The organism is Arthrobacter sp. TmtSoilC48, assembly GCF_059739425.1.
On sequence record NZ_AP046049.1, the window covers coordinates 3,381,787 to 3,406,670 of the forward strand.

At 62.1% G+C, this 24,884-nt stretch carries 23 protein-coding genes; 10 read left to right on the forward strand and 13 right to left on the reverse strand.

The annotated features are described in order from the left end of the window. Window positions 1–52: 52 nt before the first annotated feature. On the forward strand, window positions 53–952 hold the full coding sequence (locus AC6I97_RS15680) for a TIGR01777 family oxidoreductase (RefSeq protein ID WP_497945380.1): 900 nt from the start codon (window positions 53–55) through the stop codon (window positions 950–952). A 57-nt stretch (window positions 953–1,009) separates the two neighbouring features. Here AC6I97_RS15680 and AC6I97_RS15685 read toward each other — a convergent pair whose 3' ends face one another. Then, on the reverse strand, window positions 1,010–2,695 hold the full coding sequence (locus tag AC6I97_RS15685; protein ID WP_497945381.1) for a serine/threonine-protein kinase: 1,686 nt from the start codon (window positions 2,693–2,695) through the stop codon (window positions 1,010–1,012). Window positions 2,696–2,843: 148 nt separating this feature from the next. Between AC6I97_RS15685 and lipB the strand changes: the two genes are divergently transcribed. From lipB to AC6I97_RS15700, 3 genes are all read left to right on the forward strand, one after another. Continuing rightward, window positions 2,844–3,512, forward strand: a complete 669-nt coding sequence (gene lipB / locus AC6I97_RS15690; protein WP_224089582.1) for a lipoyl(octanoyl) transferase LipB — start codon at window positions 2,844–2,846, stop codon at window positions 3,510–3,512. Next, window positions 3,509–4,516, forward strand: a complete 1,008-nt coding sequence (gene lipA / locus AC6I97_RS15695; protein WP_223936751.1) for a lipoyl synthase — start codon at window positions 3,509–3,511, stop codon at window positions 4,514–4,516. The genes lipB and lipA overlap by 4 nt, the downstream gene beginning before the upstream one ends. A 113-nt stretch (window positions 4,517–4,629) precedes the next feature. Further along, window positions 4,630–5,391, forward strand: coding sequence for a DUF4191 domain-containing protein (locus AC6I97_RS15700; RefSeq protein ID WP_224089580.1), 762 nt, complete (start codon window positions 4,630–4,632; stop codon window positions 5,389–5,391). 120 nt (window positions 5,392–5,511) lie between these two features. On the opposite strand, the gene AC6I97_RS15705 is transcribed toward AC6I97_RS15700, so the two are convergent. Continuing rightward, entirely contained in the window at window positions 5,512–5,949 is a 438-nt protein-coding gene (locus AC6I97_RS15705; RefSeq protein WP_224089578.1) for an RDD family protein, read from the reverse strand. Window positions 5,950–6,274: 325 nt separating this feature from the next. Between AC6I97_RS15705 and glnA the strand changes: the two genes are divergently transcribed. Beyond that, the gene (gene glnA / locus AC6I97_RS15710) at window positions 6,275–7,699 is read left to right on the forward strand and encodes a type I glutamate--ammonia ligase (RefSeq protein WP_216923010.1); all 1,425 of its coding nucleotides are present in this window, start codon (window positions 6,275–6,277) and stop codon (window positions 7,697–7,699) included. Window positions 7,700–7,855: 156 nt separating this feature from the next. Here glnA and AC6I97_RS15715 read toward each other — a convergent pair whose 3' ends face one another. From AC6I97_RS15715 to AC6I97_RS15740, 6 genes are all read right to left on the reverse strand, one after another. After that, on the reverse strand, window positions 7,856–8,209 hold the full coding sequence (locus tag AC6I97_RS15715; protein ID WP_224089577.1) for a hypothetical protein: 354 nt from the start codon (window positions 8,207–8,209) through the stop codon (window positions 7,856–7,858). Between the two features lie 298 nt (window positions 8,210–8,507). Beyond that, window positions 8,508–8,777, reverse strand: a complete 270-nt coding sequence (locus AC6I97_RS15720) for a hypothetical protein (RefSeq protein WP_497945383.1) — start codon at window positions 8,775–8,777, stop codon at window positions 8,508–8,510. 79 nt (window positions 8,778–8,856) lie between these two features. Next, window positions 8,857–9,072: an AsnC family protein gene (locus tag AC6I97_RS15725; RefSeq protein WP_216923798.1), complete on the reverse strand. Its 216-nt coding sequence runs from the start codon at window positions 9,070–9,072 to the stop codon at window positions 8,857–8,859. Window positions 9,073–9,134: 62 nt separating this feature from the next. Then, the gene (locus AC6I97_RS15730; RefSeq protein WP_497945384.1) at window positions 9,135–9,707 is read right to left on the reverse strand and encodes a GNAT family N-acetyltransferase; all 573 of its coding nucleotides are present in this window, start codon (window positions 9,705–9,707) and stop codon (window positions 9,135–9,137) included. Window positions 9,708–9,715: 8 nt separating this feature from the next. Beyond that, window positions 9,716–12,727 carry a bifunctional [glutamine synthetase] adenylyltransferase/[glutamine synthetase]-adenylyl-L-tyrosine phosphorylase gene (locus AC6I97_RS15735; protein ID WP_497945385.1) on the reverse strand — a complete coding sequence of 1,004 codons (3,012 nt, stop codon included), beginning with the start codon at window positions 12,725–12,727 and terminating at the stop codon, window positions 9,716–9,718. Between the two features lie 9 nt (window positions 12,728–12,736). Beyond that, complete coding sequence (locus AC6I97_RS15740) at window positions 12,737–14,077, reverse strand: glutamine synthetase family protein (protein WP_224089573.1); 1,341 nt, start codon at window positions 14,075–14,077, stop codon at window positions 12,737–12,739. 188 nt (window positions 14,078–14,265) lie between these two features. Here AC6I97_RS15740 and panB point away from each other — a divergent pair, with 188 nt between their 5' ends. Beyond that, entirely contained in the window at window positions 14,266–15,171 is a 906-nt protein-coding gene (gene panB / locus AC6I97_RS15745; protein ID WP_224089572.1) for a 3-methyl-2-oxobutanoate hydroxymethyltransferase, read from the forward strand. Between the two features lie 34 nt (window positions 15,172–15,205). Here the strand turns inward: panB and AC6I97_RS15750 are convergent, their stop codons facing one another. Continuing rightward, on the reverse strand, window positions 15,206–15,370 hold the full coding sequence (locus tag AC6I97_RS15750) for an SPOR domain-containing protein (RefSeq protein ID WP_216922998.1): 165 nt from the start codon (window positions 15,368–15,370) through the stop codon (window positions 15,206–15,208). A 108-nt stretch (window positions 15,371–15,478) separates the two neighbouring features. Here AC6I97_RS15750 and map point away from each other — a divergent pair, with 108 nt between their 5' ends. The 3 genes from map to AC6I97_RS15765 all read left to right on the forward strand — a co-directional run bounded on the left by map (window position 15,479) and on the right by AC6I97_RS15765 (window position 18,008). Next, window positions 15,479–16,357 (forward strand): type I methionyl aminopeptidase, encoded by an 879-nt coding sequence (gene map, locus AC6I97_RS15755; protein WP_216922995.1) that lies wholly within the window; start codon window positions 15,479–15,481, stop codon window positions 16,355–16,357. A gap of 72 nt (window positions 16,358–16,429) precedes the next feature. Then, complete coding sequence (ppgK, locus tag AC6I97_RS15760) at window positions 16,430–17,233, forward strand: polyphosphate--glucose phosphotransferase (RefSeq protein ID WP_275959816.1); 804 nt, start codon at window positions 16,430–16,432, stop codon at window positions 17,231–17,233. Between the two features lie 10 nt (window positions 17,234–17,243). Next, window positions 17,244–18,008 (forward strand): SDR family oxidoreductase, encoded by a 765-nt coding sequence (locus AC6I97_RS15765; protein ID WP_497945386.1) that lies wholly within the window; start codon window positions 17,244–17,246, stop codon window positions 18,006–18,008. Here AC6I97_RS15765 and nrdR read toward each other — a convergent pair. The 3 genes from nrdR to AC6I97_RS15780 form a co-directional block, all read right to left on the reverse strand. Next, a complete protein-coding gene (gene nrdR, locus AC6I97_RS15770) occupies window positions 18,005–18,508 on the reverse strand; it encodes a transcriptional regulator NrdR (protein ID WP_224089570.1) in 504 nt (167 codons plus the stop codon). The genes AC6I97_RS15765 and nrdR overlap by 4 nt on opposite strands. 196 nt (window positions 18,509–18,704) lie before the next feature. Further along, window positions 18,705–20,078 carry a histidinol dehydrogenase gene (gene hisD / locus AC6I97_RS15775; RefSeq protein WP_497945387.1) on the reverse strand — a complete coding sequence of 458 codons (1,374 nt, stop codon included), beginning with the start codon at window positions 20,076–20,078 and terminating at the stop codon, window positions 18,705–18,707. Between the two features lie 4 nt (window positions 20,079–20,082). Then, window positions 20,083–20,613 carry a hypothetical protein gene (locus AC6I97_RS15780; protein WP_497945388.1) on the reverse strand — a complete coding sequence of 177 codons (531 nt, stop codon included), beginning with the start codon at window positions 20,611–20,613 and terminating at the stop codon, window positions 20,083–20,085. 115 nt (window positions 20,614–20,728) lie between these two features. Here AC6I97_RS15780 and AC6I97_RS15785 point away from each other — a divergent pair, with 115 nt between their 5' ends. After that, window positions 20,729–21,229: a flavin reductase family protein gene (locus tag AC6I97_RS15785; RefSeq protein WP_309930603.1), complete on the forward strand. Its 501-nt coding sequence runs from the start codon at window positions 20,729–20,731 to the stop codon at window positions 21,227–21,229. A 30-nt stretch (window positions 21,230–21,259) separates the two neighbouring features. Here the strand turns inward: AC6I97_RS15785 and dnaE are convergent, their stop codons facing one another. Beyond that, the gene (dnaE, locus tag AC6I97_RS15790; protein WP_224167062.1) at window positions 21,260–24,817 is read right to left on the reverse strand and encodes a DNA polymerase III subunit alpha; all 3,558 of its coding nucleotides are present in this window, start codon (window positions 24,815–24,817) and stop codon (window positions 21,260–21,262) included. Window positions 24,818–24,884: the final 67 nt, after the last annotated feature.

The window sequence follows — 24,884 nt, forward strand, 5'->3', positions numbered from 1 at the left end:
CGCGCTTCGCACGCCGTTTCTGCCTCATGCTTGGGTCGTGATGAGATGAGTCATGCGAATCGTAATGTCCGGAGCCTCAGGGATGATCGGGACCGCAGTGTCCGAGCATCTGAAAAGTACAGGCGACGACGTCATCCGGCTGGTGCGCCGGCCTGCAAAGACTGAGGACGAAAGGACATGGGATCCAGCCACGGGAGACTTGGACGAGGCCGTCCTGGAAGGCGCGGATGCTGTGATCAACTTGTCCGGCGCCGGAATAGGGGACCGACCCTGGACCAGGCACCGGATTGCTGTCATTCGTGACTCGCGCCTTCAGGCCACCCGGACACTGACGGCGGCCATGCGTCGCCTTGGCCAGCCGGAGTTGTCCTTCGTCAGCCAGTCAGCGTCCGGCTACTACGGCGCCTCCCGGCAAGGCCTGCTCCGTGAGGACTCGGGTCCAGGTCAAGGAGTGCTGGGCGCGCTATGTGTCGAATGGGAGCAAACCGCCAGAACCGCTCCCTCCAGCGTGAGGGTAGTGACACCCCGGACCGGAGTGGTGTTGAGCACTTCCGGCGGCGCGCTAGGACCGATGCTTCCGCTGCTCAGGCTTGGGCTTGGTGGACCCTTCGGAAATGGGCGACAATTCTGGCCGTGGATCACCCTTGCCGACGAAGCCGCTGCACTGGCCTTCCTCCTCAAGTCCGATCTGGAAGGTGCGGTTAATGTGTGCGCCCCGGAAAGCGCAGACGTCAACACCATCGTCGGGCGGCTTGCGAAAGCCTTCCACCGCCCGGCCTTCGTGCGCGTCCCCCGGCCCGCCCTCCGGCTTGTCCTTGGCCGGCTTGCTGACGAACTCGTCCTGGCGAACCAAAGAATGGAGCCGGCAAAGCTTGCCGCCGCTGGTTTTCACTGGAAACACCCCGGGCTCGATGAAGCCATGGAGTGGCTGACGGGTAAGCCTTCCAGCTGAACCGTTCCGAACCCAGGACGGCAACCCCCACGTCAAAGAACCTCCCTGGCAATGCCGCTAACCAGGACCGAGGATCTCCGAGATGCTCCACTGCCCAGCCAATCTGACAAGGACCAGGCGTAACTGCTGGGGCTCCCCGGCGGGCCGGGACTTCACCAGGCGATCCGACCGGTCGCGCTCCTCGTAGCCGGAGGTCGTGGCGGTCAGGGCAACGACGGCGCGATCAACCTCGTGTGGGCCCAGCACCGATACATTGCTCAAGCTGGTGGTGAGTCCGGCAAAGTGGATACCGTCAGCCCTTAGCTGCTCCCCCAACGTCTCATCTGCCGCTTGGGCAGGTGAGCCTGCTGCGTTAACGCTTGCGAGCAATTCAAGACGATCCAGTCCCAGCGCCATGTCGCGCACGGCCGATAACGCGTGCACGGCGATTGTCGGATCCTCGGAGCGGAGCGCATCCAAACGCGCTGCCGGAATGGGCTGGTTGGTTTGGTTGGTTTGGGCAGATTGCGTGGCCTGGGTCGTTGTCCCTGGATTTACCAAGGACGTCGAACCCGACGCGGGCTCCTGGATCCCCAGCCAGAAGGCCCACCCCACCGCACCAACCGACACCACGCCAGCCACCAGCAAGCCGACCCGGATAGTTAAACGTAGCCCTCGCTGCGGTTGCCTTCTCCGCTGCGGTTGCCCTTTTCGCTTTCGGCGTTCAGGGCGCGGTGTTATTGCTGTCCGCCCGGGCCAAAGCCGCGACACAGCGTCCGTCTGTGGAATCCTGCCCAGGGGACTTCTACTTAGTGGATTCCTGCTCAGTGGATTCCTCCGCTGGGGTCGGCCCCCGGCCTGCCGCCGCGTGAGCAGCTCCGGAATCACGGAGGAATGGACGGAACCAGCCAGGTCCACGGGCTGCGCCGCAGCGCTGCGATATATAGCTGTTCCCAGTTCCCGGGCGGTGGGACGCGCCCGGGGATCGGGGTCCAGTCCCGCTTCAAGGGCAGCGGCGAGCCCTTTGGGGACCTCGGGAACCAAGAGAGGCAGTGGTGGGCGGTGCTTGGCGATTTCCGGCGCCCTGCCGGTCAAGCAATACCACCCAAGTGCCGCCAGCGAATACACATCCCGTTCCGGCTGCAAGGCTTCTCTGGCACCATTACCAGGGGCGCCCCGGGCGCTGACAGACGTATCAACGAAGCCGTCCGTGCCGACGTCGAGGCTTTGATTCTCCTCACCCACGACGCCGGCCACGCCAAGGTCTGCCACAAGGGGCTTCCCTTGTGCCGTAAACAGCACGTTGCCCGGGGAAATATCCCCGTGGGCCGTTCCCTGGGCATGCAGGTAAGCCAGGACCTGGGCAACAGGGGTCAGAATCGTCACGACTTCTCCGACCTCAAGCTTGCGCCGGCCGCCCACCAGATTCGCAAGGGAACCTCCTGCGGCAAAGTCCATGACGAGGCCAACGCTGCCCGTACCCACGCCGGGCAGCTTCACGACGTCGTGAAGGCGGATAAGGTGCTCATGCTGGAGCCCGGACAGGATCCGGCCCTCACGGAAGCCATGTTCGGAATCTGGTCCCGTCGAACCACCGGAACCCTTGCCGGGACCGCCAGTGACGCATTTGATGGCGAATCGGGCGCCGTCCTTGTCCCTGCTGGCAAGCCAGACTGTCGAAGAGCAACCGCTGCCCAGTGGGCGTAATGGCGTGTATCCCGGTATGTGCGGGATCAAGGGGGCGGGAGCAGCCGTAGTTTCCATATCCAAGGTCTACCGGATGATCCGATTTCCCGCAGAAGTTATCCACAGGCAGGTCCAGGTTGCGGGGCAAGGGCTACGCCGACGGATGCGACTGAGAGGTTCACCACAAAATCATGGTGAGTGACTTGCTGGGTCTAAGCTTGAACCCATGACTCTTGAGTTTTCACAACTGGGTCTTGCCCCGGATTTCGTTGATTACGTGCAGGGCTGGGACCTACAGCGCGAGATCCACAACAAAGTTGTTGCCGGCGAGAAAAACAGCACCGTCCTGCTCCTTGAGCACTCCGCCGTCTACACGGCGGGCAAGCTCACTGAAGACCATGAACGCCCCTTTGACGGCACCCCCGTGGTCCCCGTGGATCGTGGCGGCAAGTTAACGTGGCACGGGCCGGGTCAACTTATCGCCTATCCGATCCTCAAACTCAAGAACCGCGCGGGAATCCGGGACTATGTCGAGCGGCTCGAAGCCACCATGATCGCCGTCATGACGGACTACGGAATCCCGGCAGTCACCGTGAAGGGCCGGGCGGGCGTATGGATCCTCGCGGATGACAAGGGCCCGGACCGCAAGATTGCCGCGATCGGCATCCGCGTCCTTGACGGCGTCACCATGCATGGTGTCGCCATCAACTGCAGCAACGACCTCGCGCCGTATGCGCAGATTATCGCGTGCGGAATCACCGACGCCAGCGTCACCACCATGTCGCTGGAGACTGGCCGGACCATCAACCCGGCAGACATCGTTGACCGCTTCGTGGAAGAGTTCCGCAAGCATGAAGAAGCACTCGTTTCCACCCCAGAAGGAGCACTCCAGTGACCCTGGCACCTGAAGGCCGTAAGTTGCTGCGCGTTGAGCAGCGCAACTCGGCTGTCCCGGTTGAACGCAAGCCCGAGTGGATCAAGGCCAAGGTCCAGATGGGGCCCGAGTTCGTCGGTCTGAAGAACCTGGTGAAGAAGGAAGGCCTGCACACCGTGTGTGAGGAGGCCGGCTGCCCGAACATTTTCGAGTGTTGGGAAGACAAGGAAGCGACGTTCCTGATCGGCGGGTCCGAATGCACCCGCCGCTGTGATTTCTGCCAGATCGATACCGGCAAACCCTCCCCGGTGGATATGTTCGAACCCACCAAGGTGGCCCGGTCCGTGCAGGCCATGCAGCTGCGCTACGCCACGGTCACCGGGGTGGCCCGTGACGACCTCGCCGATGAAGGCGTGTGGCTGTACGCCGAAACGGTCCGCAAGATCCACGAACTGAACCCGGGCACCGGGGTGGAGCTGCTCATCCCGGACTTCTCCGGCAAACCCGAACACATCAAGGCAATCTGCGATTCCAAGCCCGAGGTGTTCGCGCACAACGTCGAAACCGTGCCCCGGATCTTCAAGCGGATCCGCCCGGCGTTCCGGTACGAACGCTCCTTGGATGTCATCACCCAGGGCCGGGACCTTGGCATGGTGACCAAGTCCAACCTGATCCTGGGCATGGGCGAAACCCGCGAGGAAATCTCCGAAGCGCTGCGGGACCTGCACGCGGCCGGGTGTGACCTGATCACGATCACCCAGTACCTGCGCCCGTCCGAACGTCACCTGCCCGTGGACCGCTGGGTCAAACCGCAGGAGTTCGTGGACCTCCAGCACGAGGCCGAGGAAATCGGGTTCCTCGGTGTCATGTCCGGGCCGCTGGTCCGCTCCTCCTACCGGGCCGGGCGTTTGTGGGCCACCGCGATGCGCAAGAAGGGTTGGGAAATCCCCGCCGCCCTGGCCCACATCGAGTCCTCCGGCACCACCCGCCAGGAAGCGTCCACCATCCTCGCCGCCCACGCCTAAGCCCGGGTCGGCAAACACTTCACCAGCAACACCATGAAGCAGTATCGAAGGGCCGGATGCCAGGCGTAATGGCGTCCGGTCCTTCGGCGTCCATCACGTAGAATTAAGGCACTATGGCGAATTCCTCTGATTCCAGCAAATCGACCCCCTCGGCCGACGCCCCCAAGCGTGGGCTGTTCCAGCGCAAGCCCAAGGAAGCCAAGGCCAAGAAGCCGAGCCAGCTGAAGCAGATCGCTGAAGTCTTCAAGATGACGCGGCGCAATGATCCCCAGGTCGTGTGGATCATGCTGCTGGCATTCCTGGCGGTAGTTGCCGTGGCCTTCCTCATCGGCTACCTCCTGGAAAACTGGGTTACCGGTCTCATCATCGGTATTCCGTTGGGTCTCCTGGCCGCCGTTTTCATCCTCTCCCGTCGCGCAGAGAAGGCTGCCTTCGCGCAGATCGAGAACCAGCCCGGTGCGTCCGGAGCGGCCTTGGGTACTCTACGTCGCGGCTGGGTCACCCAGGACCAGCCTGTCGCGGTTAACCCCCGCACTCAGGACGCCGTATTCATGGCAATTGGTCGTCCCGGCGTCGTTTTGGTTACCGAAGGACCCACGCATCGCGTCAAGCCGTTGGTGGAAGCGGAGCGCAAGCGCCTCACGCGCATCCTGCCCAACGTCACCATCCACGTGCTGGAATCCGGTCGCGGCGAGGGCCAGGTGCCTCTGAACAAACTCGCCAAGACCATGGGCAAGATGAAGAACGAACTCACCAAGGTTGAGGTCAACGCTGTGTCCAAGCGCATCAACTCCCTTGGTACCCGCCTGCCGATCCCCAAGGGTATCGATCCCTACAAGGCCCGCCCGGACCGCAAGGCTGCACGCGGACGCTGATTGTCCGTAGGCGCTTGTTTGCCCCTACGAAAACCGCCCCTGTCTCAAAGGAGACTGGGGCGGTTTTTATTGGTGCGCGCTTGCTCTGGAGTTGGTTCCAACCGGTGAGGACTGAAGATCCTACATCCGAATGAGGATGGTGTTCATGGCTTTATCGTGAAGTCCACGCTGGTCCGGATCAAAGATGACTGCCGGGATAACCAGGCATAGGAGCAAGGTGCGCACAACAGCGGCCAGGGGGCCTGCGGGACCTCCCCCTAAGCGGACCACATGAATGCCCGCTATCCTGTGGCCGATGCTGTAGCCGAGGGTGCCGATCAGGAGAATCTGCTCAGCCGCAAAAACTGCGAGCGTTGCCCACTGGTTGCCCCCAAATGCGAAGTTGCTAATGACGAGTGCAATCGTCCAGTCGATCACGATGCCCAGAATGCGTCGCCCGGCACGTGCCATGGAGCCTGGTCCGGATTCAGGAAGTCCGAGTCTCTCGCCCGGATATTTGGAGATGCCGGACGTGTCCGGCCCGCTCAACCAGGAGCCTATGTCTTTTCGATCAACCACTCTCCAAGCCTAACGGCTGGCGGACCGACAGTCCGACGACGACGGCCGCCTTTCGTGCCCGCCTGTGCGCCTGTATGGCGCCAAAGTGTTCGCCCACTGGACCCGCATGGACCTGACACCGGAAAGCCGACTACCGTTTACACAACAGATCATTCTGTAACCTGCCCGAAACAATACTGACACTCCCGGGAAATCCCATCTCCCTATGGTGGTATGAGTTGCCAGCCACCGCGGCAAGGGGAATTTTTTGTGTCTCCGGGCCTCCGGCATGGGCTGGCTCACGCGGCCTTCCGGGCCTGTTACTTGATATGCATAAGGAGCATAGATGTTCAAGACTGCGGACGAAGTCCTCAAGTTCATCAAAGACGAAGACGTCAAATTCGTCGATATCCGCTTCACCGACCTTCCGGGCGTCCAGCAGCACTTCAACGTGCCGGCGAAGAGCGTAGACCTCGACTTCTTCGTGAACGGTCAGCTCTTCGACGGATCTTCCATCCGCGGCTTCCAGGGCATCGCTGAGTCCGACATGCAGCTCATCCCGGATGTGACCTCGGCTTTCATCGACACATTCCGCATTGAGAAGACGCTTGCGCTGAACTTCTCCATCGTGAACCCCCGCACTGGCGACCCCTACCACCGCGACCCCCGTGGCGTAGCGGAGAAGGCTGAAGCGTACCTGGCCTCCACCGGTATCGCAGACACGGCATTCTTTGCTCCCGAGGCCGAGTTCTTCGTCTTCGACAACATCCAGTACCAGTCCTCCCCGCAGGGCAGCTTCTACAAGATCGACTCCGAAGAAGCCCACTGGAACACCGGCCGCAAGGAAGAAGGCGGAAACCTCGGCTACAAGACCCCCGTCAAGGGCGGTTACTTCCCGGTTTCCCCCACCGACAAGCAGGCTGACCTCCGCGACGCCATGTGCGTTGAACTGGACAAGGCCGGCCTCGAGGTCGAGCGCTCCCACCACGAAGTTGGCTCCGCCGGCCAGGCAGAGATCAACTACAAGTTCACCACGCTGACTGCAGCTGCTGACGACCTCCAGAAGTTCAAGTACGTCATCAAGAACACTGCAGACGCATGGGGCAAGTCCGTAACCTTCATGCCGAAGCCCGTCTTCGGTGACAACGGCTCGGGCATGCACTGCCACCAGTCGCTGTGGAGCAACGGCGACCCGCTGTTCTACGACGAAAAGGGCTACGCTGGCCTCTCCGACACCGCCCGCTGGTACATCGGCGGCCTGCTGAAGCACTCCTCGGCAGTGCTCGCATTCACCAACCCGACGGTCAACTCGTACCGCCGCCTGGTCAAGGGCTTCGAAGCTCCGGTCAACATGGTCTACTCGCAGGGCAACCGCTCTGCTGGTATCCGTATCCCCATCACTGGCTCCAACCCGAAGGCCAAGCGCATCGAATTCCGCGCTCCGGACCCTTCGTCCAACCCGTACCTGGCCTTCGCTGCCCAGCTGATGGCCGGCATTGACGGCATCCGCAACCGCATCGAGCCCCCGGCTCCCATCGACAAGGACCTCTACGAGCTCCCGGCCGAGGAAGCCAAGGACATCCCCAAGGCTCCGGGTTCCCTGGAAGAAGCCCTCGAGGCCCTGCGCGAGGACAACGAGTTCCTGCAGGCCGGCGGTGTCTTCACCCAGGACCTGATCGATACTTGGATCGAATACAAGTACGAGAATGAGATTCGCCCGCTGTCGCTGCGCCCGAACCCGTACGAGTTCGAGCTCTACTACGGCGTCTAGCAACACCGGCGGCTAAACCACGTTTAGTCCGCACGGAACCCATCGAGGTTCCCGGTTAAGAAAGGCCGGCAACAGGTTTGTACCTGTTGCCGGCCTTCTTTTTGCTCCCGCTGCAGCCCGAGTCGGCAAGATCCCCAGGCTCTGGCGAACTGGGCCCTATTCGGATTCCTTCCCCTGATCACGGTCCCGGATGTTTTTCCCGAACTCGTCCAGCTTCTCCCTGACAGCCTTCGCGGCATCCGCAAGACCCTTTTCCGCAGTGCTCAGGGGATCGAGCTGAAGGTAGACGTGCTGATCGATCGGGAGGTCGTACTCGTCCTTCAGATGCGTGCCGCCGGAAACGCCATCGAGCGACAAATATACGAGCGCCTCAGTTCTTGCGATGCCAGCGATCGTCCCGAAGACAACCGTGAAATCGTTGGGCTGAAAGCTAATGGATTGACCCACGTGGCGGCGATCCAACTCTCCGGCGGGAATAGCCTTCTCAAACGAACTTCCGTTGTATTCCATGTACTTCTCCTAAGCATCGAGAGTAGTTACGGAACCGAGTCTATAAGGCTCTTCAACGGATGAACCAGCATCTCGCCTTTGGTCTTCAGTGCGTGGTTTTCGGGACTTCCCCAGGTTGCTGCGGGGCTGCGCAGTCCGTACAAAAGACCCGATCAGTTTCCTCACCGCAGCACTGACAGCGGTGAATCAATGCCGCTTGTTCAATCACATAGGTTGTCATAGCAGATATGGTGCCTACCGGCCGCAGTTCCGCGCACGAGTAGTGTGTACTCGTTTTTTACCCTTCCGGCACAGCAAACTACTTGGTTTCGAGGCCCAGCACCTCCGGCGCGGCGACCTCTCCGACGACAGAGCCAGAAGCAGGGGCGCCAGCAGACATGAGTGAAAGGCCCTGCGCTCCCCCGTCATCCTGCCACCATTCGGCGTCAGCAAAAGTGGCGAAACAGCGCCGGCACGCATAGACGTCGCCACTGCCGTGCCGGGAAGCCCAGTGCGGCCCCGCCTGTTCACACCGGAAGCACGTCGCATCTGAGAAGGGCGCCCCCTCCGAATCCCGCTTGACTGTCACGCGAGAATCCTAAAGGACATCGTGCCCGAACGAACAGACCCCAAGGGATGCTCCCCAACGCTGGTCGCCGGAACTGGTCCTACTGCTTCCCGTACTTCTTATGTACCGCCTGCTTGGTGACTCCGAGGCAAAGTGCGATCGCCTCCCACGACAAACCGGCCTGTCTGGCTGCACGTACAAGGGAAGCCTCGGCCCTGCCAACTTCCTTGTGAAGTTCAGCGACGGCGTATAGCGCCTCCGCGGGCCCCATGCCGTCCATCGATCCAACAAGTGTTTTCATTCTGTCCACCTCCATGGCGTCAACCATAGTTGACGCCATGGTTGCCGTCAACCTACGTTGACGGCAACCCGAGAGACCTAAGCGCCCTCGAAGGCCCTGTACATAATGCGCTGCGGACCGGAGTTCCCGCCCAGGTAGCGGCCAGTGTCCACAAAACCAGCCTTTGCATAAGCCGCAATGGCCGCAGGGTTGCGCTCGTTGACGGAAAGCACGGCGCCGGCCTGGCCGCCGCCCTGCCTGGCCGTCAGTTTGCGGGCTTCCCCCACTGCAGCCCTTGCCGCCAGAGCCCCGAGGCCCTGGCCTTGGGATTTCGAGTCGATGAGGAAACCCCTGAGAAGCCACGCGGAATCGTCATCCCGCCATCCAGCCAGGCGCGCCGCTCCACTTTGGAGTGTCAGGACTCCCACACCCACCCCGTTGGCCTCGATCACATAGGGAGAGCGGGATTCCTCTTCAAGACTGATCAGCATCATGCGAAGCGGGTCGCCGACGAAGTCCGTTTGATTCGCCGCCACGGCCATTTCGGCCACCGCCCCCAAGTGGATGGCGCGCGCGTCATCGTCCAGCATCTTGAGCGGTATAAGCCAAACGCTCGCCAACGCGCGACCATCACGAGGGACGAGATTCAGCTCCGGGTCATCATCGGGCATTCCAGTCCTCAATTGCCGTAGAACTCTTTTTCGAAGACAGCCCGGGCGCGGCGGCTCAGGCGCAAGTAGTCCTCCTCGAACTGACCTGCGGCTCCGGGCGCATAGCCACACCAACGTGCCACAGCTTCAAGGTCCCTCCGCGACGATGGAAGTACATCCGAGGCCCGGCCTGTCACGATGACGTTCGCCGACCGGATGCGGCTGGCGAGCTTCCACGCCTCCCGCAGGAGCCCGGCGTCGTCCTTGCCAAGAAGGCCAAGGTTCTCGGCCGCGGCAAGTGCCTCCAAGGTAGACGTAGTGCGCAACGCAGGCTGCTTGCCCGCATGCTGCAACTGGATGAGCTGGACAAGCCATTCGACATCGCTCAATCCACCGCGGCCAAGCTTCACGTGGCGGGCCGGATCAGCCCCACGAGGCAGCCGCTCCGATTCCACGCGGGCCTTGATGCGCCGGATTTCCCTGACATCCTGTTCGGAGAGCTCAGCCGGGTAGCGGATGGGATCAACAAGCCGAAGGAAGTCCACAGCCAAATCGTCTGAACCGGCCATGGGACGCGCCCGCAGCAGCGCCTGCGCTTCCCATATCAATGACCACCGGCGGTAGTACTCGGCATAGGACTCCAAGGACCGGACCATGGCGCCGTTCTTGCCTTCGGGCCGCAGGTCCGCATCCACCATCAACACCCGCTCGGCCATGATTGCGGGCTTGAGCGGCTGGGTAAGAAGGCTGGAGACCTTGGCGACGATCGCCGTCGCCTGCTCCTGCGCTTCCTCGTCACTGAATCCAGGCCGGGCGCGGTGAACGTACATGACGTCAGCGTCAGAGCCGTAGCCAATTTCGCGGCCACCCTGCCGGCCCATCGCTACCACCAGAACCTCGGTTTTCAGAGGCTCGGACTGGGTAGCTATGGCTTCTGCCACATGCAGGGCTCCGAGCACGGCCGCCCGGTCTGTTTCGGCCAACGCCAGTCCCACTGCGTCCTGGTCAAGCAAACCCGCACTATCGGCAATCGCGGTCCGCAGAATCTCCCGCCGACGGATCAACCGGATCAGGCGCATGGCACTCTCCGGATCCGGATGCCGGGACAATTTGGACTGGATTTCCTGCCATTGTGCCTCAAAGGAGATGGGAGCCAGGTCCTTGTCGCTGCCAAGCCACGCCACGGACTCCGGTGAAACTTCCAGGAGGTCCGAAATGAGCCGGGAATTGGCAAGTACCTGGCAGAGGCGTTCGGCTGCCGCCTGGGAATCACGAAGCATCCCCAGATACCAGTGCGTGGTGCCCAACGCTTCGCTGACCCTTCGGAATGCAAGCAGCCCGGCGTCGGGGTCCACGCCTTCGGCAAGCCAGCCAAGAAGAATGGGCAACAGTTGCCGCTGCAGTGCCGCACGTCGGCTGACACCGGCAGTCAGCGCCTCAATGTGACGCATTGCGCCCTTGGGATCGAGGTAACCGAGGGCTGCAAGACGGCCCTGTGCTGCTTCCGGGCTCAGTTTAGCGTCTTCGCTGCTGAGTTTAGCGGCGGTATTGAGCAGCGGCCGGTAGAAAATACGCTCGTGCAGTTCCCGAACAGACCGCTTGGTCTTCTGCCAGGTCGCCATCAGCTGGTCAGGATGGGGGCGTTCGAGCGAGAAGGGCCCCAGGACGGCCTTTGCCAACACCCGCTGGGCATCTTCCGCCGTTGGCATGAGGTGCGTCCGGCGCAACTGGAACAATTGAATCCTGTGCTCCAGAAGCCGGAGATAGCGGTACGCGTTATCGAAACCGGCGGCGTCGGCACGTCCGATGTAGCCGCCGGCGGACAATGCCGCGATGGCCGAAGTGGTGTCGCGGCAGCGAAGAGACTCGTCCGATTTGCCATGAACCAGCTGCAACAACTGCACGGTGAATTCGACGTCGCGCAGTCCGCCGCGGCCAAGTTTGATCTGCCGCTGTTCCTCGGCGGCCGGAATGTAGTCCGTGACCCGGCGCCTCATGGCCTGGACGGACTCGACGAAGCCATCACGGCCGGCGGAAGCCCACACGAGCGGCTCAACGGCCTTTTCATAGCGCTGGCCCAGTTCCCTGTCGCCGGCAATCGTGCGGGCCTTCAGCAACGCCTGGAATTCCCAGCTCTCAGCCCATCGGGCGTAGTAGCTCAGATGCGAAGGGAGGGTCCGCACCAACGGCCCGGATTTTCCTTCAGGGCGGAGGTTCGGGTCCACTTCCCACAAACCCGGCTCGGGTGCGGAGGAGGAAATCGCCCGCGAGATGCCCGATGCCACGGCGGTCCCGATAGTCGCGGCGCGGGCGTCGTCAAGCTCCTCTGCCTCGATGACGTAAATGACATCGACGTCGGAAATGTAGTTCAGCTCGCGGGCGCCACATTTGCCCATCCCAATGACAGCGAGTCCGACGTCGGCGACCTCCGAGGCATCGAACTGGGCCGCCGCCTCGGCCCGGGAAACGGCAAGGGCGGCTTCAATGGCCGCACCAGCGAGGTCTGCAAGCTCTGCACCCACGGCGGGCATGAAGTCTTGCGGCGACGCAGCGCAGAGGTCCTTGATGGCAAGCTCCGTGAGGCCGCGGCGGTACGCCGTCCGCAAGGCCGCGTACGCCGGAAGCCCCGTCAACCCAGCCACCGGGCGCTGCGCACCTGGCTCGGCCTTGACCGAACGAAGCAGCAGGGACCTGAGTTCTTCGCTTGATGCCGGGAGTGGCTCCGGGCTTACCCGGGCGTCGAAAACGTCCAGGTGCTCCGGCCTGCGCATGAGGAACTCACCCAGCGCCTCCGATGCCCCCAACAGCCGGTACAGGGATTCGCTCGTGTCGGGGTCGGCGCCCGCCAACTTCTTGAGGCCGGGGTTCTTCTCAATCAGCCGGACGAGTGACTGCAACGCTGTATCCGGGCTCGCCGCCAAGGAGAGTCCGGCGAACAGGGCATCCTGTTCGATGCCTTCCAGTTCGGGGGCAGCAAGAAAGCGCTCGCCCTTTTCCAGGTCGCTGAATCCGGCTGAGATGAGCCGACGTGCAAGGCTCATTGGCCCTGCCTACAGAATGCCGAGGTTGCGCTGCAGCTCGTACGGCGTGACCTGGAGACGGTAGTCCTGCCATTCCGCGCGCTTGTTGCGCAGGAAGTGTTCGAAGACCTGCTCACCCAGGATCTGGGCCACCAGCTCCGATTCCTCCATGGCACGGATGGCATCGTGGAGGCTGGCCGGCAGCGGAGCGTGGCCCATGGCTTTGCGCTCCGCGGTGGTCAGCGACCAAACGTCATCTTCGGCAGCTGCCGGAAGTTCGTAGCCTTCCTCGATACCCTTCAAACCGGCTCCCAGAAGGACGGCGTAGGCCAGGTACGGGTTGGTTGCGGAGTCGATGCCGCGGTACTCAATGCGCGCCGACTGGCCCTTGCCGGGCTTGTACAACGGCACGCGCACCAACGCGGAGCGGTTGTTGTGGCCCCAGCTCAGATAGCTCGGTGCCTCACCGCCGCCCCAGAGCCGCTTATAGGAGTTCACGAACTGATTCGTAACCGCGGTGAATTCGGGTGCGTGCTTGAGGATACCGGCAATGAACTGTCGGGCAGTCTTGGACAGCTGGAACTCCGCACCGGCTTCAAAGAATGCGTTGGTGTCCCCCTCGAAGAGCGAGAAGTGTGTGTGCATTCCGGAGCCGGGGTGGTCCGTAAACGGCTTGGGCATGAACGTTGCGTAGGTACCCTGCTGCAGGGCAACCTCCTTGATGACCGTGCGGAAGGTCATGATGTTGTCCGCGGTCTGCAGGGCATCCGCATACCGCAGGTCAATTTCGTTCTGGCCCGGCCCGCCCTCATGGTGGCTGAACTCCACCGAGATACCCACGGATTCCAGCATGGTCACGGCGGTACGCCGGAAGTCCTGCGCAACACCACCCGGGACGTGGTCGAAGTAGCCGCCTTCGTCAACAGGGACCGGCGCACCGTTGGGGCCAAGCTCCTTTGACTTGAGCAGGTAGAACTCGATTTCAGGGTGCGTGTAGCAGGTGAAACCCATATCCGCGGCCTTGGCAAGGGTCCGCTTGAGGACGTTCCTGGGGTCTGCTGCCGAGGGTTCCCCGTCCGGCGTCAGGACGTCGCAGAACATCCTGGACGTTTGTTCGGTCTCACCGCGCCAAGGCAGGATCTGGAAGGTTGAGGGGTCAGGCTGTGCCAGCATGTCGGATTCAAAAACCCGTGCAAGGCCTTCGATCGCTGAACCATCGAATCCCAGGCCCTCTTCGAAGGCACCTTCAACTTCTGCCGGCGCAAGAGCCACAGACTTCAGTGAACCCACGACGTCGGTGAACCACAAGCGTACGAAGCGCACGTCACGCTCTTCGATCGTCCGCAGAACGAACTCTTGCTGGCGGTCCATAGGGCCTCTTTTCCGGTTCGGTGTCCATGCCGCAGTTCCCATCATTGAAGCCACGGCAGCTCAGACTTCACTCTACTAAGCATTCGGTGCGAATGCCGCCGCAGTAGCTGCGCGTAACACAGCGTTTACAAACAGTGACCCTTGACACTCTGCTGGCAGGCGTCGCCGGCACGGCTTAGGCTCTATCCATGGCCCCAAGCAACCTTCCTGAGTCCACCACGCCCGCCGAAGTCCCCGCGCCCTATGGCAACGGTCCAGCGGCGGCAGTCCAGGCACCGTCAACGGGCGCCAAGAAACAGGTCAGCAGGGTGCGCATCCATCACCTTCAGCAGGCCAAGGACAACGGCGAACACTTCGCTATGCTCACCGCCTACGAGCAATACACCGCTGAGATCTTCGACCAAGCAGGGATCGAAGTCCTCCTGGTGGGTGACTCCGCCTCAAACAACGTCTTCGGCAACGAGACCAGCCTTCCCGTCACTGTGGACGAGCTGCTGCCCCTGTGCCGGGCGGTAAGCCGTTCAGCCAAGCGCGCCCTGGTCCTGGCTGACCTGCCGTTTGGCAGCTACGAGGTTTCAACCGAGCAGGCAGTCGCCACCGGCGTGCGTTTCCTCAAGGAAGGATTGGCCCACGCGGTCAAAATTGAAGGCTCTGCCTACTATGCGGAGACTGTGAAGGCCATGGTCCAGGCAGGCATTCCTGTCATGGCCCACATTGGATTCACTCCTCAAAGTGAACACTCCCTGGGTGGCTACCGGGTCCAAGGCAGGGGCGATGACGCCCAACGGCTGATCGAGGACGCAGTGGCGTTGCAGGACGCAGGCGCCTTCAGCGTCCTCATGGAAATGGTGCCCGCGGATACTGCTGCTGCCGTCGATGCAGCGTTGCGCGTACCGACGGTAGGCATCGGAGCCGGCAAGAGCACCACCGGCCAAGTGCTGGTCTGGCAGGACATGGCCGGACTGCGAGGGGGCAAGATGGCGAAGTTCGTCAAGCAGTATGCAGACCTTCGCACGACGCTCACGGATGCCGCCGCAGCCTTTGGAGAGGACGTCAGGTCCGGAGGATTCCCCGGACCTGAGCATTCCTTCTAAGGTGTTCCGGGCCTTCTAAGGTGACCCGGGCGCCCTAGTCATCGTCCTGGGCGTCCCAGGCATCGTTGCGTTGCTTGACCTTTTCCAGCGCGTGCTCGGCTTCTTCCCTGGTCTTGTAAGGACCAATCAGCTGTGTCCAATCGGACATGGCGTCCTCTTCGATCTCATGCGTCTTGACGTTGTACCAGTACTCCGTCACGTCTCCTCCTCGTCCCGTTTGCCCTCAAGCGCGTAACGTTGGCGGAGTCACGTGGGCCCAGCCGCGCTTTGTTACTTGCGTCTCTTGTGTGCCTTATATGATCAATCTATGCCTTCTCTTGCTTCGACCGCACCCATCGGCACGCTCACTCCGGGAATCATCAGCCCCGAACGGCCCGTCCCGGCGTCGATCCCCCGCCCCGAGTACGTCGGCAAGAAGGCACCCAGCAAGTTCACCGGCTCCGAAGTGAAGTCTGCGGAGACCATCGAGAAGATCCGTATCGCCAGCAGGATTGCTGCCCAGGCCATCGTTGAAGTTGGCAAGCACATCCAGCCCGGCGTGACGACGGACCAGTTGGACAAGATTGGGCACGAGTTCCTTGTGGACCACAATGCCTACCCGTCCACGCTGGGCTACCGGGGCTTCCCGAAGTCCCTCTGCTCTTCCCTCAATGAAGTTATCTGCCACGGCATCCCCGATTCCACGGTGGTTCAGGATGGGGACATCCTGAACATTGACATCACCGCATTCATCGGTGGAGTGCATGGAGATACCAATTACACTTTCCTGGTTGGCGACGTGGACGAGGAATCCCGTTTGCTGGTTGAGCGTACGCAGGAGTCGCTCAACCGGGCCATCAAGGCCGTGGCCCCCGGCCGCGAAATCAACGTAATCGGCCGCGCGATCCAGTCCTACGCCAAGCGCTTCGGCTATGGCGTGGTACGGGATTTCACTGGCCACGGTGTTGGTGAGGCGTTCCACACGGGCCTCATCATCCCGCATTACGACGCAGCCCCGGCGTACAACACCGTGATCGAGGCAGGCATGGTCTTCACCATCGAACCCATGCTGACCCTTGGCACGATCGAATGGGATATGTGGTCCGACGACTGGACCGTCGTTACCAGGGACCACAAGCGCACGGCCCAATTCGAGCACACCCTGCTGGTCACCGAGACCGGCGCGGAAATCCTGACCCTTCCCTAGCTTTCCGGAAGGTCCATCGCAGCCCCGGGCGGCTGCGCCATGCCCACCCCTCCTGCCATGATCGGAATTGCATTGTCCAAGAAGGATGAGAAGACCCACAAGAACGCTCCGCTGATCGGAATCGACATCGGCGGCACGGGTATCAAAGGCGGCATCGTCGACCTCAAGAAGGGCAAGCTGATCGGCGAACGCTTCCGGGTTCCCACGCCGCAGCCAGCCACCCCCGAAGCAGTTGCCGAAGTCGTGGCAGAAATCGTCGAAGAACTTTCCAGCCGCCCTGACGCTCCTGCGGCGGATTCCCCTGTGGGTGTCACCTTCCCGGGCATCATCCAGCACGGTGTGGTCAACTCTGCCGCAAATGTGGACAAGTCCTGGCTGGGCACCGACATCGACAAGAAGTTTACTGAGCGACTGGGCCGACCCGTCGAAGTCATCAACGATGCCGACGCCGCCGGTCTCGCAGAGGCCCGCTACGGCGCGGGTGAGGGCGTGGACGGCACCGTCCTGGTCATCACGCTCGGCACCGGAATCGGCTCCGCCTTCATCTTCAACGGTCAATTGGTTCCCAACGCCGAGCTCGGCCACCTTGAGGTGGACGGATTCGACGCCGAAACCAAGGCATCAGCCGTGGCGCGCGAACGCGATGGCTTGAGCTGGGACGAGTACGGCGTCCTGCTTAACCGCTACCTGCAGCACGTCGAGTTCCTGTTCTCCCCCGAACTTTTCATCATCGGCGGCGGCATCTCCAAGCGTTCGGATGAATACTTCCCGCACCTGCAATTGCGCACCAACATTGTCACCGCCAAATTGAAGAACGACGCCGGCATTGTCGGTGCCGCCCTTGAAGTCGCCTTGCACCACAAGCTGGCAAAGTAACCGGTACCCCGTGATCGACAACGACGCCGTACGTGAAACCGCAATCGTCACCGGCGCCAGCCGGGGCATTGGAGCAGCCGTAGCGCTTGCTGCCGCCCGGAAAGGGTACGGCGTCGTCGTCAACTACTCCTCGGACGCCCCCGGCGCCGATGACGTTGTGGGGAAGATCCTCGCCGAAGGGGGTCAGGCGCTGGCCGTGCAGGCCGACGTCAGCCAGCCCGCCGACGTCGGGCGTTTGTTCGACGCGGCCGCCGCATGGGGTCCCGTAACAGCGGTCATCAACAACGCGGCCATCACGGGCAACCTGATTGGAACACTGGCGGAGGTCCCTGCCGCGACCGTGCAGCGCGTCATGGACGTGAACGTCTCCGGCATGATCTTCATGTGCCAGGAAGCTGTCCGCAGACTCTCTACCGACCACGGCGGTCGGGGTGGTTCCATCATCAACATTTCATCGACAGCAACAAAGGCCGGTTCCCCCGGCACCTGGGTTCACTACGCGGCGTCGAAAGGTGCCGTGGACGTTCTGACGGTTGGCCTGGCAGCGGAAGTGGCCAAGCAGGGCATTCGCGTCAATGCCGTCGCTCCCGGCAGCACGAACACCGGACTCCACGCAGCTGCAGGAATGCCCGACCGCGTGGAGAGGCTCAATCCAACCATTCCCATGGGCAGGGGCGCTGAACCTGAAGAGGTGGCCGCGGCTGTGATGTGGTTAATGTCCGGCGAGGCCGGCTACATTACTGGGGCAGTCCTCCCAGTATCCGGCGGCCGCTAGAGCTGGCTTTTCCCGGAGCCTTTGGCTTCCTTGGCGCCGGCTTTCGCGTGGGCCTCGGCCTCATGCCGGAGCAAGGATATGGCGGATTCGAAGTCTTCGAGCGACTCGAATGCCTGATAGACGCTGGCGAACCGCAGGTACGCCACCTCATCCAGTTTCCGCAGTGGACCGAGAATGGCCAGGCCTACTTCGTGGGCGTCGATTTCGGCGGCACCCGAGGAGCGGATGTTCTCCTCGACTTCCTGCGCCAGCATGGCGAGATCGTCTTCGGTGACAGGGCGGCCCTGGCACGCTTTGCGGACGCCGCTGATGACTTTGATGCGGCTGAACGGCTCCCCGACTCCTGAACGCTTGATGACGGACAGGCTGGTGGTTTCCACCGTGGTGAAGCGTCGCCCGCATTCAGGGCATTGCCGGCGGCGCCGGATGGAAGTTCCGTCGTCAGCCATGCGGCTGTCGACCACGCGCGAGTCAGGATTCCGGCAGAACGGACAGTACACGCTGGGCCTCCCTGATCAGCTCCGGCCCACGTCCGACCGGCAGGGTGCCGGAAACGCAAAGGTGCCGGAAGATTCTCTTCCGGCACCAGTTTACGTTCGATGACACCCTAATGACAAGCTTGTAATTACTACATGTAGTGGTGTTGACCCGTACATGTTGTGGTCAGGTCGCCCCGGGCACCTGCGGTCTTCGACCTCAGCTTCGACCGCTGAAGCGGATCCTGACCGCATCCCCATGGCCCGGAAGATCCTCCGCCCCGGCCAAACTCACGATGTGTGCACTGACCTGCTCCAGAGCCGCACGGCTGTAGTTGATGACCTGCACTGCGCGCAGGAAGGTGGTGACGTTCAGCCCCGAGGAGAAGGCAGCCGTACCGCTCGTGGGCAGGACGTGATTGGACCCGGCACAATAGTCGCCGAGGCTCACCGGGCTGTAGTCCCCCACGAAAATGGCGCCCGCGTTGCGGATCCGCGCCGCCACGGCCGGTGCATCCGCCGTCATGATTTCAAGGTGCTCAGCGGCATAGGCGTTGCACACCGCAATCCCCTGTTCCAGGTCATCCACCAGCACTACACCCGATTGTGGACCGGAAAGTGCCTCAAGGACACGTGCGCTGTGCTTCGTGGCCGCTGCCTGCCGTGCCAATTCACCCACGACGGCGTCCACCAGGTCTGCGGAGTCCGTCACCAGGACAGAAGCAGCTTTGGGATCGTGCTCGGCCTGGCTGATGAGATCGGCAGCCACCAGCGCGGGGTGGGCAGTGGAATCGGCCAGGATAGCGATCTCGGTAGTTCCTGCCTCGGAATCGATGCCAACGACTCCCTTCACCAGCCTCTTGGCAGTGGCGACGAAGATATTGCCGGGCCCCGTGACGAGATCCACGGGCTCGATGGGAGGTACTCCCTCCGAACCGGGGATGCCGTAGGCAAACGAAATGACTGCCTGGGCACCGCCAATTGCATAGACCTCATCGATTCCCAGCAGCGCTGCCGCGGCAAGGATGGTGGGGTGCGGGAGTCCGCCGAAGTCCTTTTGAGGCGGCGACGCCAAGGCGATGGATTCGACACCTGCAGCAACGGCGGGAACAACGTTCATGATCACCGAGGAGGCCAGGGGCGCCAGACCACCGGGGACATACAGTCCAACACGCCCCACGGGAATCCAGTTCTGGCTGACAACCGCGCCATCAGCCAAAGCGACGTCAACATTGGCTGGACGCTGCTGGTCGGCGAATTGCCTTGCCCGGCTGATCGACTCTTCCAGCGCGGCGCGGACAGTCGGATCAATGTCGGCCAGGGCCTTGGCAAGTGCCTCCGCCGGTACACGCGGGTGGGACTGTTCAACGCCGTCGAAATTCCTTGCAAGTTCCGCCAGAGCGGCAAAACCGCGGCTGCGGACGGCTCCCATGATGTCCAGGACCTTCTGCTCCGCATCCGCCATCGTCTGATGCTTCGCCCTGGGTACCGCAGCGCGCAGCTCAGCCAGCGAGAGGTGGCGGCCGCGGAAATCGATACTGCGGAAATTCAAGGAGGCAGCGGCAGGGGCGGAAGTATCCGAAGAAGTGGTCACCCGGCTATTTTACGGGCTTCCTGGAAAGAACCCCGAACAGCGCAAGTACGAACGTCACGAAGGCGACAGCACCGGGCCACAGGAAGAGGACGGCGTAGGAACGAAGGGTGAAACCGTAGTCCGCGCCCAGGGAAGGGTCCGGAGCGGGGCCCCATAGCTGCGCCGCAACCAAGCCAACCACCCAGGCAATCGCTGCGCCTGCAGCGCCCCCTGCCAGCGCCAGCGCCAACCGCCTGCCGGCCCCGCTCCCCTGGAGCTTTCCGTCGAGAATGAGGCCCGTGACACACCCGGCCACCAGCATCAGCCCGGCAAGGACCAAGTCGCGCGGCAACCACGAATCAGGGCTGGCAGGATTTGCCAGTTCGGGGTTTCCCGATATCAGGTTTCCCCCGCCCGGCGCCAGGATCCACCAGAGAACGCCTACGGCTACCCCCGCCGCCGCAGGTAGGACAAGCCACAGGGCGTCCCGCGAACGCCAGGGAGTTGCGGCGTCGGGTTGGGTTTCCGCGGGAACGTGCACAGTGGGCTGAGTCATGGAACTCACATTAACAAAGGTTCACGTGTGCTCATTAAAATGCGGAAGTGGGGCACAGGGAGGAATACCCTGAGAGAAAGACGCCCCCGACCCCAGTTCCAGGAGATTCATCAACGTGGCAAGCGAACTATCCGGCTTCGAAAAGACGTTCAGGGAAATGTTTCGCCGCCATGCCGCCGGGGTGGCCATCATCACAGCAAACCTGAATGGCAAGCCGTTCGGCTTCACGGCCACCTCCGTTGCGTCCCTGTCCGCCGAACCGCCGCGTTTCACCTTCAACATGGCCCGAAGCTCAAGCTCCTGGCCGGCCATCGCCAATGCCAGCTACATTGGCGTGCACATGCTCGGACTGGAGAACCAGGCGCTGGCAGATCGTTTCGCCAAGACGCGGGACCGCTTCGAGGGAGACCACTGGGAGCCAGGTCCGTACGAAGTCCCCATTCTCAAGGACGTCGCAGGTTGGCTGGTGGGAAAGATCCAAATGCGGTTGTCGTTTGAGAACAACGCTGTTGTGGTCGTGGAGGTCGTGGACGGCCAGGTGGGCGACGACGGCGCTCCCCTGCTCTATCACGGTGGCGGCTACAGCCAGCCGAGGCCGCTGGACTACGAAATCTAGCCTTCTCCACGCTTTCGGCCATCCTGTGAGCTAATTGTCCAGGCAGGCCGGACCCAACAGGACTTTCAGGTCGCCAAAGAGCGATGGGCTGGGGTTGACCCGCATGTGCACGGGAAGCCCCATGACCTCAACCTTGGTGTCCCCCATGAGCTTGAGCCGGACCTCTGAGTTGCCCCGATGTGTCCGCAGCACATCCCGAAGGTCAGTAACCACCGCCTCGGTGGCCTTGAACGTCGGAATCGTGATCACCACCGGTCCGTTCACGCTCTCACTGAGGTCCGGCACCGAGAGTTCCATGCAGTTCAGCGTCACGGCGCCATCGTCCCTGCGCTGCAGGCGCCCCTTGACCACCACGATCAGGTCTTCAGCCAGGACGGAGGCGATCGGCCCGTACACCTGGCCGAAGAACATGACCTCCATGGAGCCGCCCAGGTCTTCAATCTCGGCACGGGCGTAGGCGTTGCCACTGGCTTTGGCGATCCTGCGGCTCAACGAGGTGATCATGCCCGCGATGGTGACTATCGCGCCGTCGTGCGGTCCGTCCTCGGCGATGATCGAGGTAATGGACTGCTCCGCATGCTGGCTGAGGACGCCTTCCAAGCCCTGCAAGGGGTGATCCGAAACATACAGACCGAGCATGTCGCGCTCGAAGGACAGCTTGTCCTTCTTCTCCCATTCGGGAAGGTCCGGAATTTCCGTAGTCAGCGAAGCTTCAGGTTCCTGGTCCTCGAAGCCGGCGAAGAGATCGAACTGGCCGATTGCCTCGTTGCGCTTGAGCGTGATGACGGAGTCAATGGCTTCCTCGTGGATCATGGCCAAAGCACGGCGATGGTGTCCAAGCGAGTCGAAGGCACCAGCCTTAATCAAGGATTCGATCGTGCGCTTGTTGCAGACAACGGCCGGGACCTTCATCAGGAAGTCCTTGAACGATGTGTAGCTGCCCTCCGTGGCCCGTGCGGAGACCATGGCTTCCACCACGTTCACGCCGACGTTTCGGATGGCCCCCATGCCGAAGCGGATGTCCGTTCCCACAGGGGTGAAGTTCAACGAGGATTCATTGACGTCCGGCGGAAGAACGGTAATGCCCATCCGGCGGCACTCGTTGAGATAGATCGCAGACTTGTCCTTGTCATCACCGACGGACGTCAGCAGGGCAGCCATGTACTCGGGCGCATAATGTGCCTTCAAGTAGGCAGTCCAGTAAGAAATGACCCCATAAGCGGCCGAGTGCGCTTTATTGAAGGCGTAGTCGGAGAACGGAAGCAGAATGTCCCAGAGCGTCTTGACGGCGGCCATGGAGTAGCCGTTGTCCTGCATACCTTGGGAGAAGCCGGCGAACTGCTTGTCCAGCTCCGACTTCTTCTTCTTGCCCATGGCACGGCGCAGGATGTCGGCTTGGCCCAGCGAGTAGCCGGCAAGCTTCTGCGCCACCGCCATAACCTGTTCCTGGTACACGATCAGGCCGAATGTCCCACCCAGGATTTCCTTGAGCGGTTCTTCCAACTCCGGGTGGATGGGAATTACTTCCTGGATCCCGTTTTTGCGCAGGGCGTAGTCGGTGTGGGCGTTGGCGCCCATGGGTCCAGGCCGGTACAGCGCAAGGACAGCGGAGATGTCTTCGAAGTTGTCAGGCTTCATGAGTTTGAGCAGGGACCGCATGGGCCCGCCGTCGAGCTGGAACACGCCCAAGGTGTCACCGCGCGCCAGGAGCTCGTAGGAGGCGGCGTCATCCAGTGCGAGGTTTTCCAGGTCCAGGTCGACACCGCGGTTCATCTTGATGTTTTCCAGGGCGTCCGAAATGATCGTGAGGTTCCGGAGGCCCAGGAAGTCCATCTTGATCAGGCCGAGGCCCTCGGACGTTGGGTAGTCGAACTGGGTAATAACCTGGCCGTCCTGGAAACGGCGCATGATCGGAATGACATCGATGATGGGGTCCGAGGACATGATGACTCCGGCGGCATGGACACCCCATTGGCGTTTCAGGCCCTCAATGCCCAGCGCAGTCTCAAAGACCTTGGCAGCCTCGGGGTCCGTGGCGATCAGCTGGCGGAAATCTCCTGCTTCGCTGTAGCGCTTGGACTCCGGGTTCTGGATGTCGGCCAGTGGGATGTCCTTGGCCATGACGGCCGGCGGCAGGGCCTTGGTCAACTGCTCGCCCATGCTGAACGGGTAGCCAAGCACACGGGAGGAGTCCTTGAGCGCCTGCTTGGTCTTGATGGTTCCATAGGTGACGATCATCGCCACGCGCTCGTCGCCGTACTTCTTCGTGACGTAGTCGATCACCTCGGAGCGGCGGCGATCATCGAAGTCGACGTCGAAGTCAGGCATCGAGACACGGTCCGGGTTGAGGAAGCGCTCGAAGATCAGGCCGTGCTGGAGCGGATCAAGGTCGGTAATACGCATGGCGTAGGCCACCATGGAGCCTGCACCGGAACCACGCCCCGGACCAACGCGGATCCCGTTGTTCTTGGCCCAGTTGATGAAGTCGGCCACCACGAGGAAGTACCCGGGGAAGCCCATCGAGGTGATGACCCCGAGTTCGTAGTCAGCCTGCTTGCGCACCTTGTCCGGCACGCCCTGCGGATAGCGGTAGGCCAGCCCCTTGTCCACTTCCTTGACCAGCCAGGAGGTTTCGTCCTCGCCCGGCGGGCAAGGAAAGCGCGGCATGTAGTTGGCGTCGGTGTTGAAGGACACCTCGCAACGTTCTGCAATGAGCAGCGTGTTATCGCAGGCATCCGGGTGATCACGGAAAAGCTCACGCATTTCCTGCGGGGATTTCAGGTAGTAGCCGCTGCCGGAGAAGGCAAACCTGGATCCGCCGTTGTCGTACGTGGGCTCAAGGAGCGTGGAACCGGACTGAATGGCCAGCAGTGCCTCGTGCGCCTTCGCATCGTGCTCGTGCGTGTAGTGGAGGTCGTTCGTGGCCACCAGGGGAAGATTCAGGTCCTTGGCCAGGCGCAGGAGGTCCCCGGTGACGCGGCGTTCAATGTCCAGGCCATGGTCCATCAGTTCGCAGAAATAGTTCTCCGCGCCAAAGATGTCCCTGAACTCTGCCGCAGCCTCCAGCGCCTCACGGTACTGGCCAAGCCGAAGGCGGGTCTGGACTTCACCGGACGGGCATCCTGTGGTGGCAATAAGCCCCTCGGAGTACGTATTGAGCAATTCCCGGTCCAGGCGGGGCCACTTGCCAAAGACGGAATCCAATGAAGCAATGGACGAAGCCCGGAACAGGTTCCGCATGCCAACGTTGTTGTAGCTCAGAAGCGTCATGTGGGTGTAGGAACCACCACCGGAGACGTCGTCCTTGCGCTGGCTCTCATCCCCCCACCGGACACGTTCTTTGTCCCCCCGGGCCGTACCAGGGGTTACGTAGGCTTCTACACCGATGATCGGCTTGATGCCCTTGTCGGTGGCCTTGCGCCAAAAATCGAAGGCACCAAAGAGGTAGCCGTGATCAGTGGTGGCCAGGGCGGGCATCCCCAGGCGTTCGGTTTCATCGAACAGCTCACCCAGGCGGGCCGCTCCATCCAGCATGGAGTATTCGGTGTGGGTGTGCAGGTGGACGAACGAATCATTGCTGGAAGTCACCACGACAGTCTACCGTCCCGCCCCCGACAAAATGCGGAGCCCTTGGACCGGGCAGGCCCGGAACGGT

Bases quoted from the DNA above. Each gene is read 5' to 3' on its own strand.
- AC6I97_RS15735 (WP_497945385.1), bottom strand. From the start codon at position 12,727: ATGAGCCTTGCACGTCGGCTCATCTCAGCCGGATTCAGCGACCTGGAA.
- AC6I97_RS15715 (WP_224089577.1), bottom strand. From the start codon at position 8,209: ATGGAATACAACGGAAGTTCGTTTGAGAAGGCTATTCCCGCCGGAGAG.
- map (WP_216922995.1), top strand. From the start codon at position 15,479: ATGCCTTCTCTTGCTTCGACCGCACCCATCGGCACGCTCACTCCGGGA.
- panB (WP_224089572.1), top strand. From the start codon at position 14,266: ATGGCCCCAAGCAACCTTCCTGAGTCCACCACGCCCGCCGAAGTCCCC.
- AC6I97_RS15740 (WP_224089573.1), bottom strand. From the start codon at position 14,077: ATGGACCGCCAGCAAGAGTTCGTTCTGCGGACGATCGAAGAGCGTGAC.
- AC6I97_RS15680 (WP_497945380.1), top strand. From the start codon at position 53: ATGCGAATCGTAATGTCCGGAGCCTCAGGGATGATCGGGACCGCAGTG.
- AC6I97_RS15700 (WP_224089580.1), top strand. From the start codon at position 4,630: ATGGCGAATTCCTCTGATTCCAGCAAATCGACCCCCTCGGCCGACGCC.
- AC6I97_RS15685 (WP_497945381.1), bottom strand. From the start codon at position 2,695: ATGGAAACTACGGCTGCTCCCGCCCCCTTGATCCCGCACATACCGGGA.
- AC6I97_RS15730 (WP_497945384.1), bottom strand. From the start codon at position 9,707: ATGCCCGATGATGACCCGGAGCTGAATCTCGTCCCTCGTGATGGTCGC.
- lipB (WP_224089582.1), top strand. From the start codon at position 2,844: ATGACTCTTGAGTTTTCACAACTGGGTCTTGCCCCGGATTTCGTTGAT.
- AC6I97_RS15780 (WP_497945388.1), bottom strand. From the start codon at position 20,613: ATGACTCAGCCCACTGTGCACGTTCCCGCGGAAACCCAACCCGACGCC.
- glnA (WP_216923010.1), top strand. From the start codon at position 6,275: ATGTTCAAGACTGCGGACGAAGTCCTCAAGTTCATCAAAGACGAAGAC.
- AC6I97_RS15725 (WP_216923798.1), bottom strand. From the start codon at position 9,072: ATGGAGGTGGACAGAATGAAAACACTTGTTGGATCGATGGACGGCATG.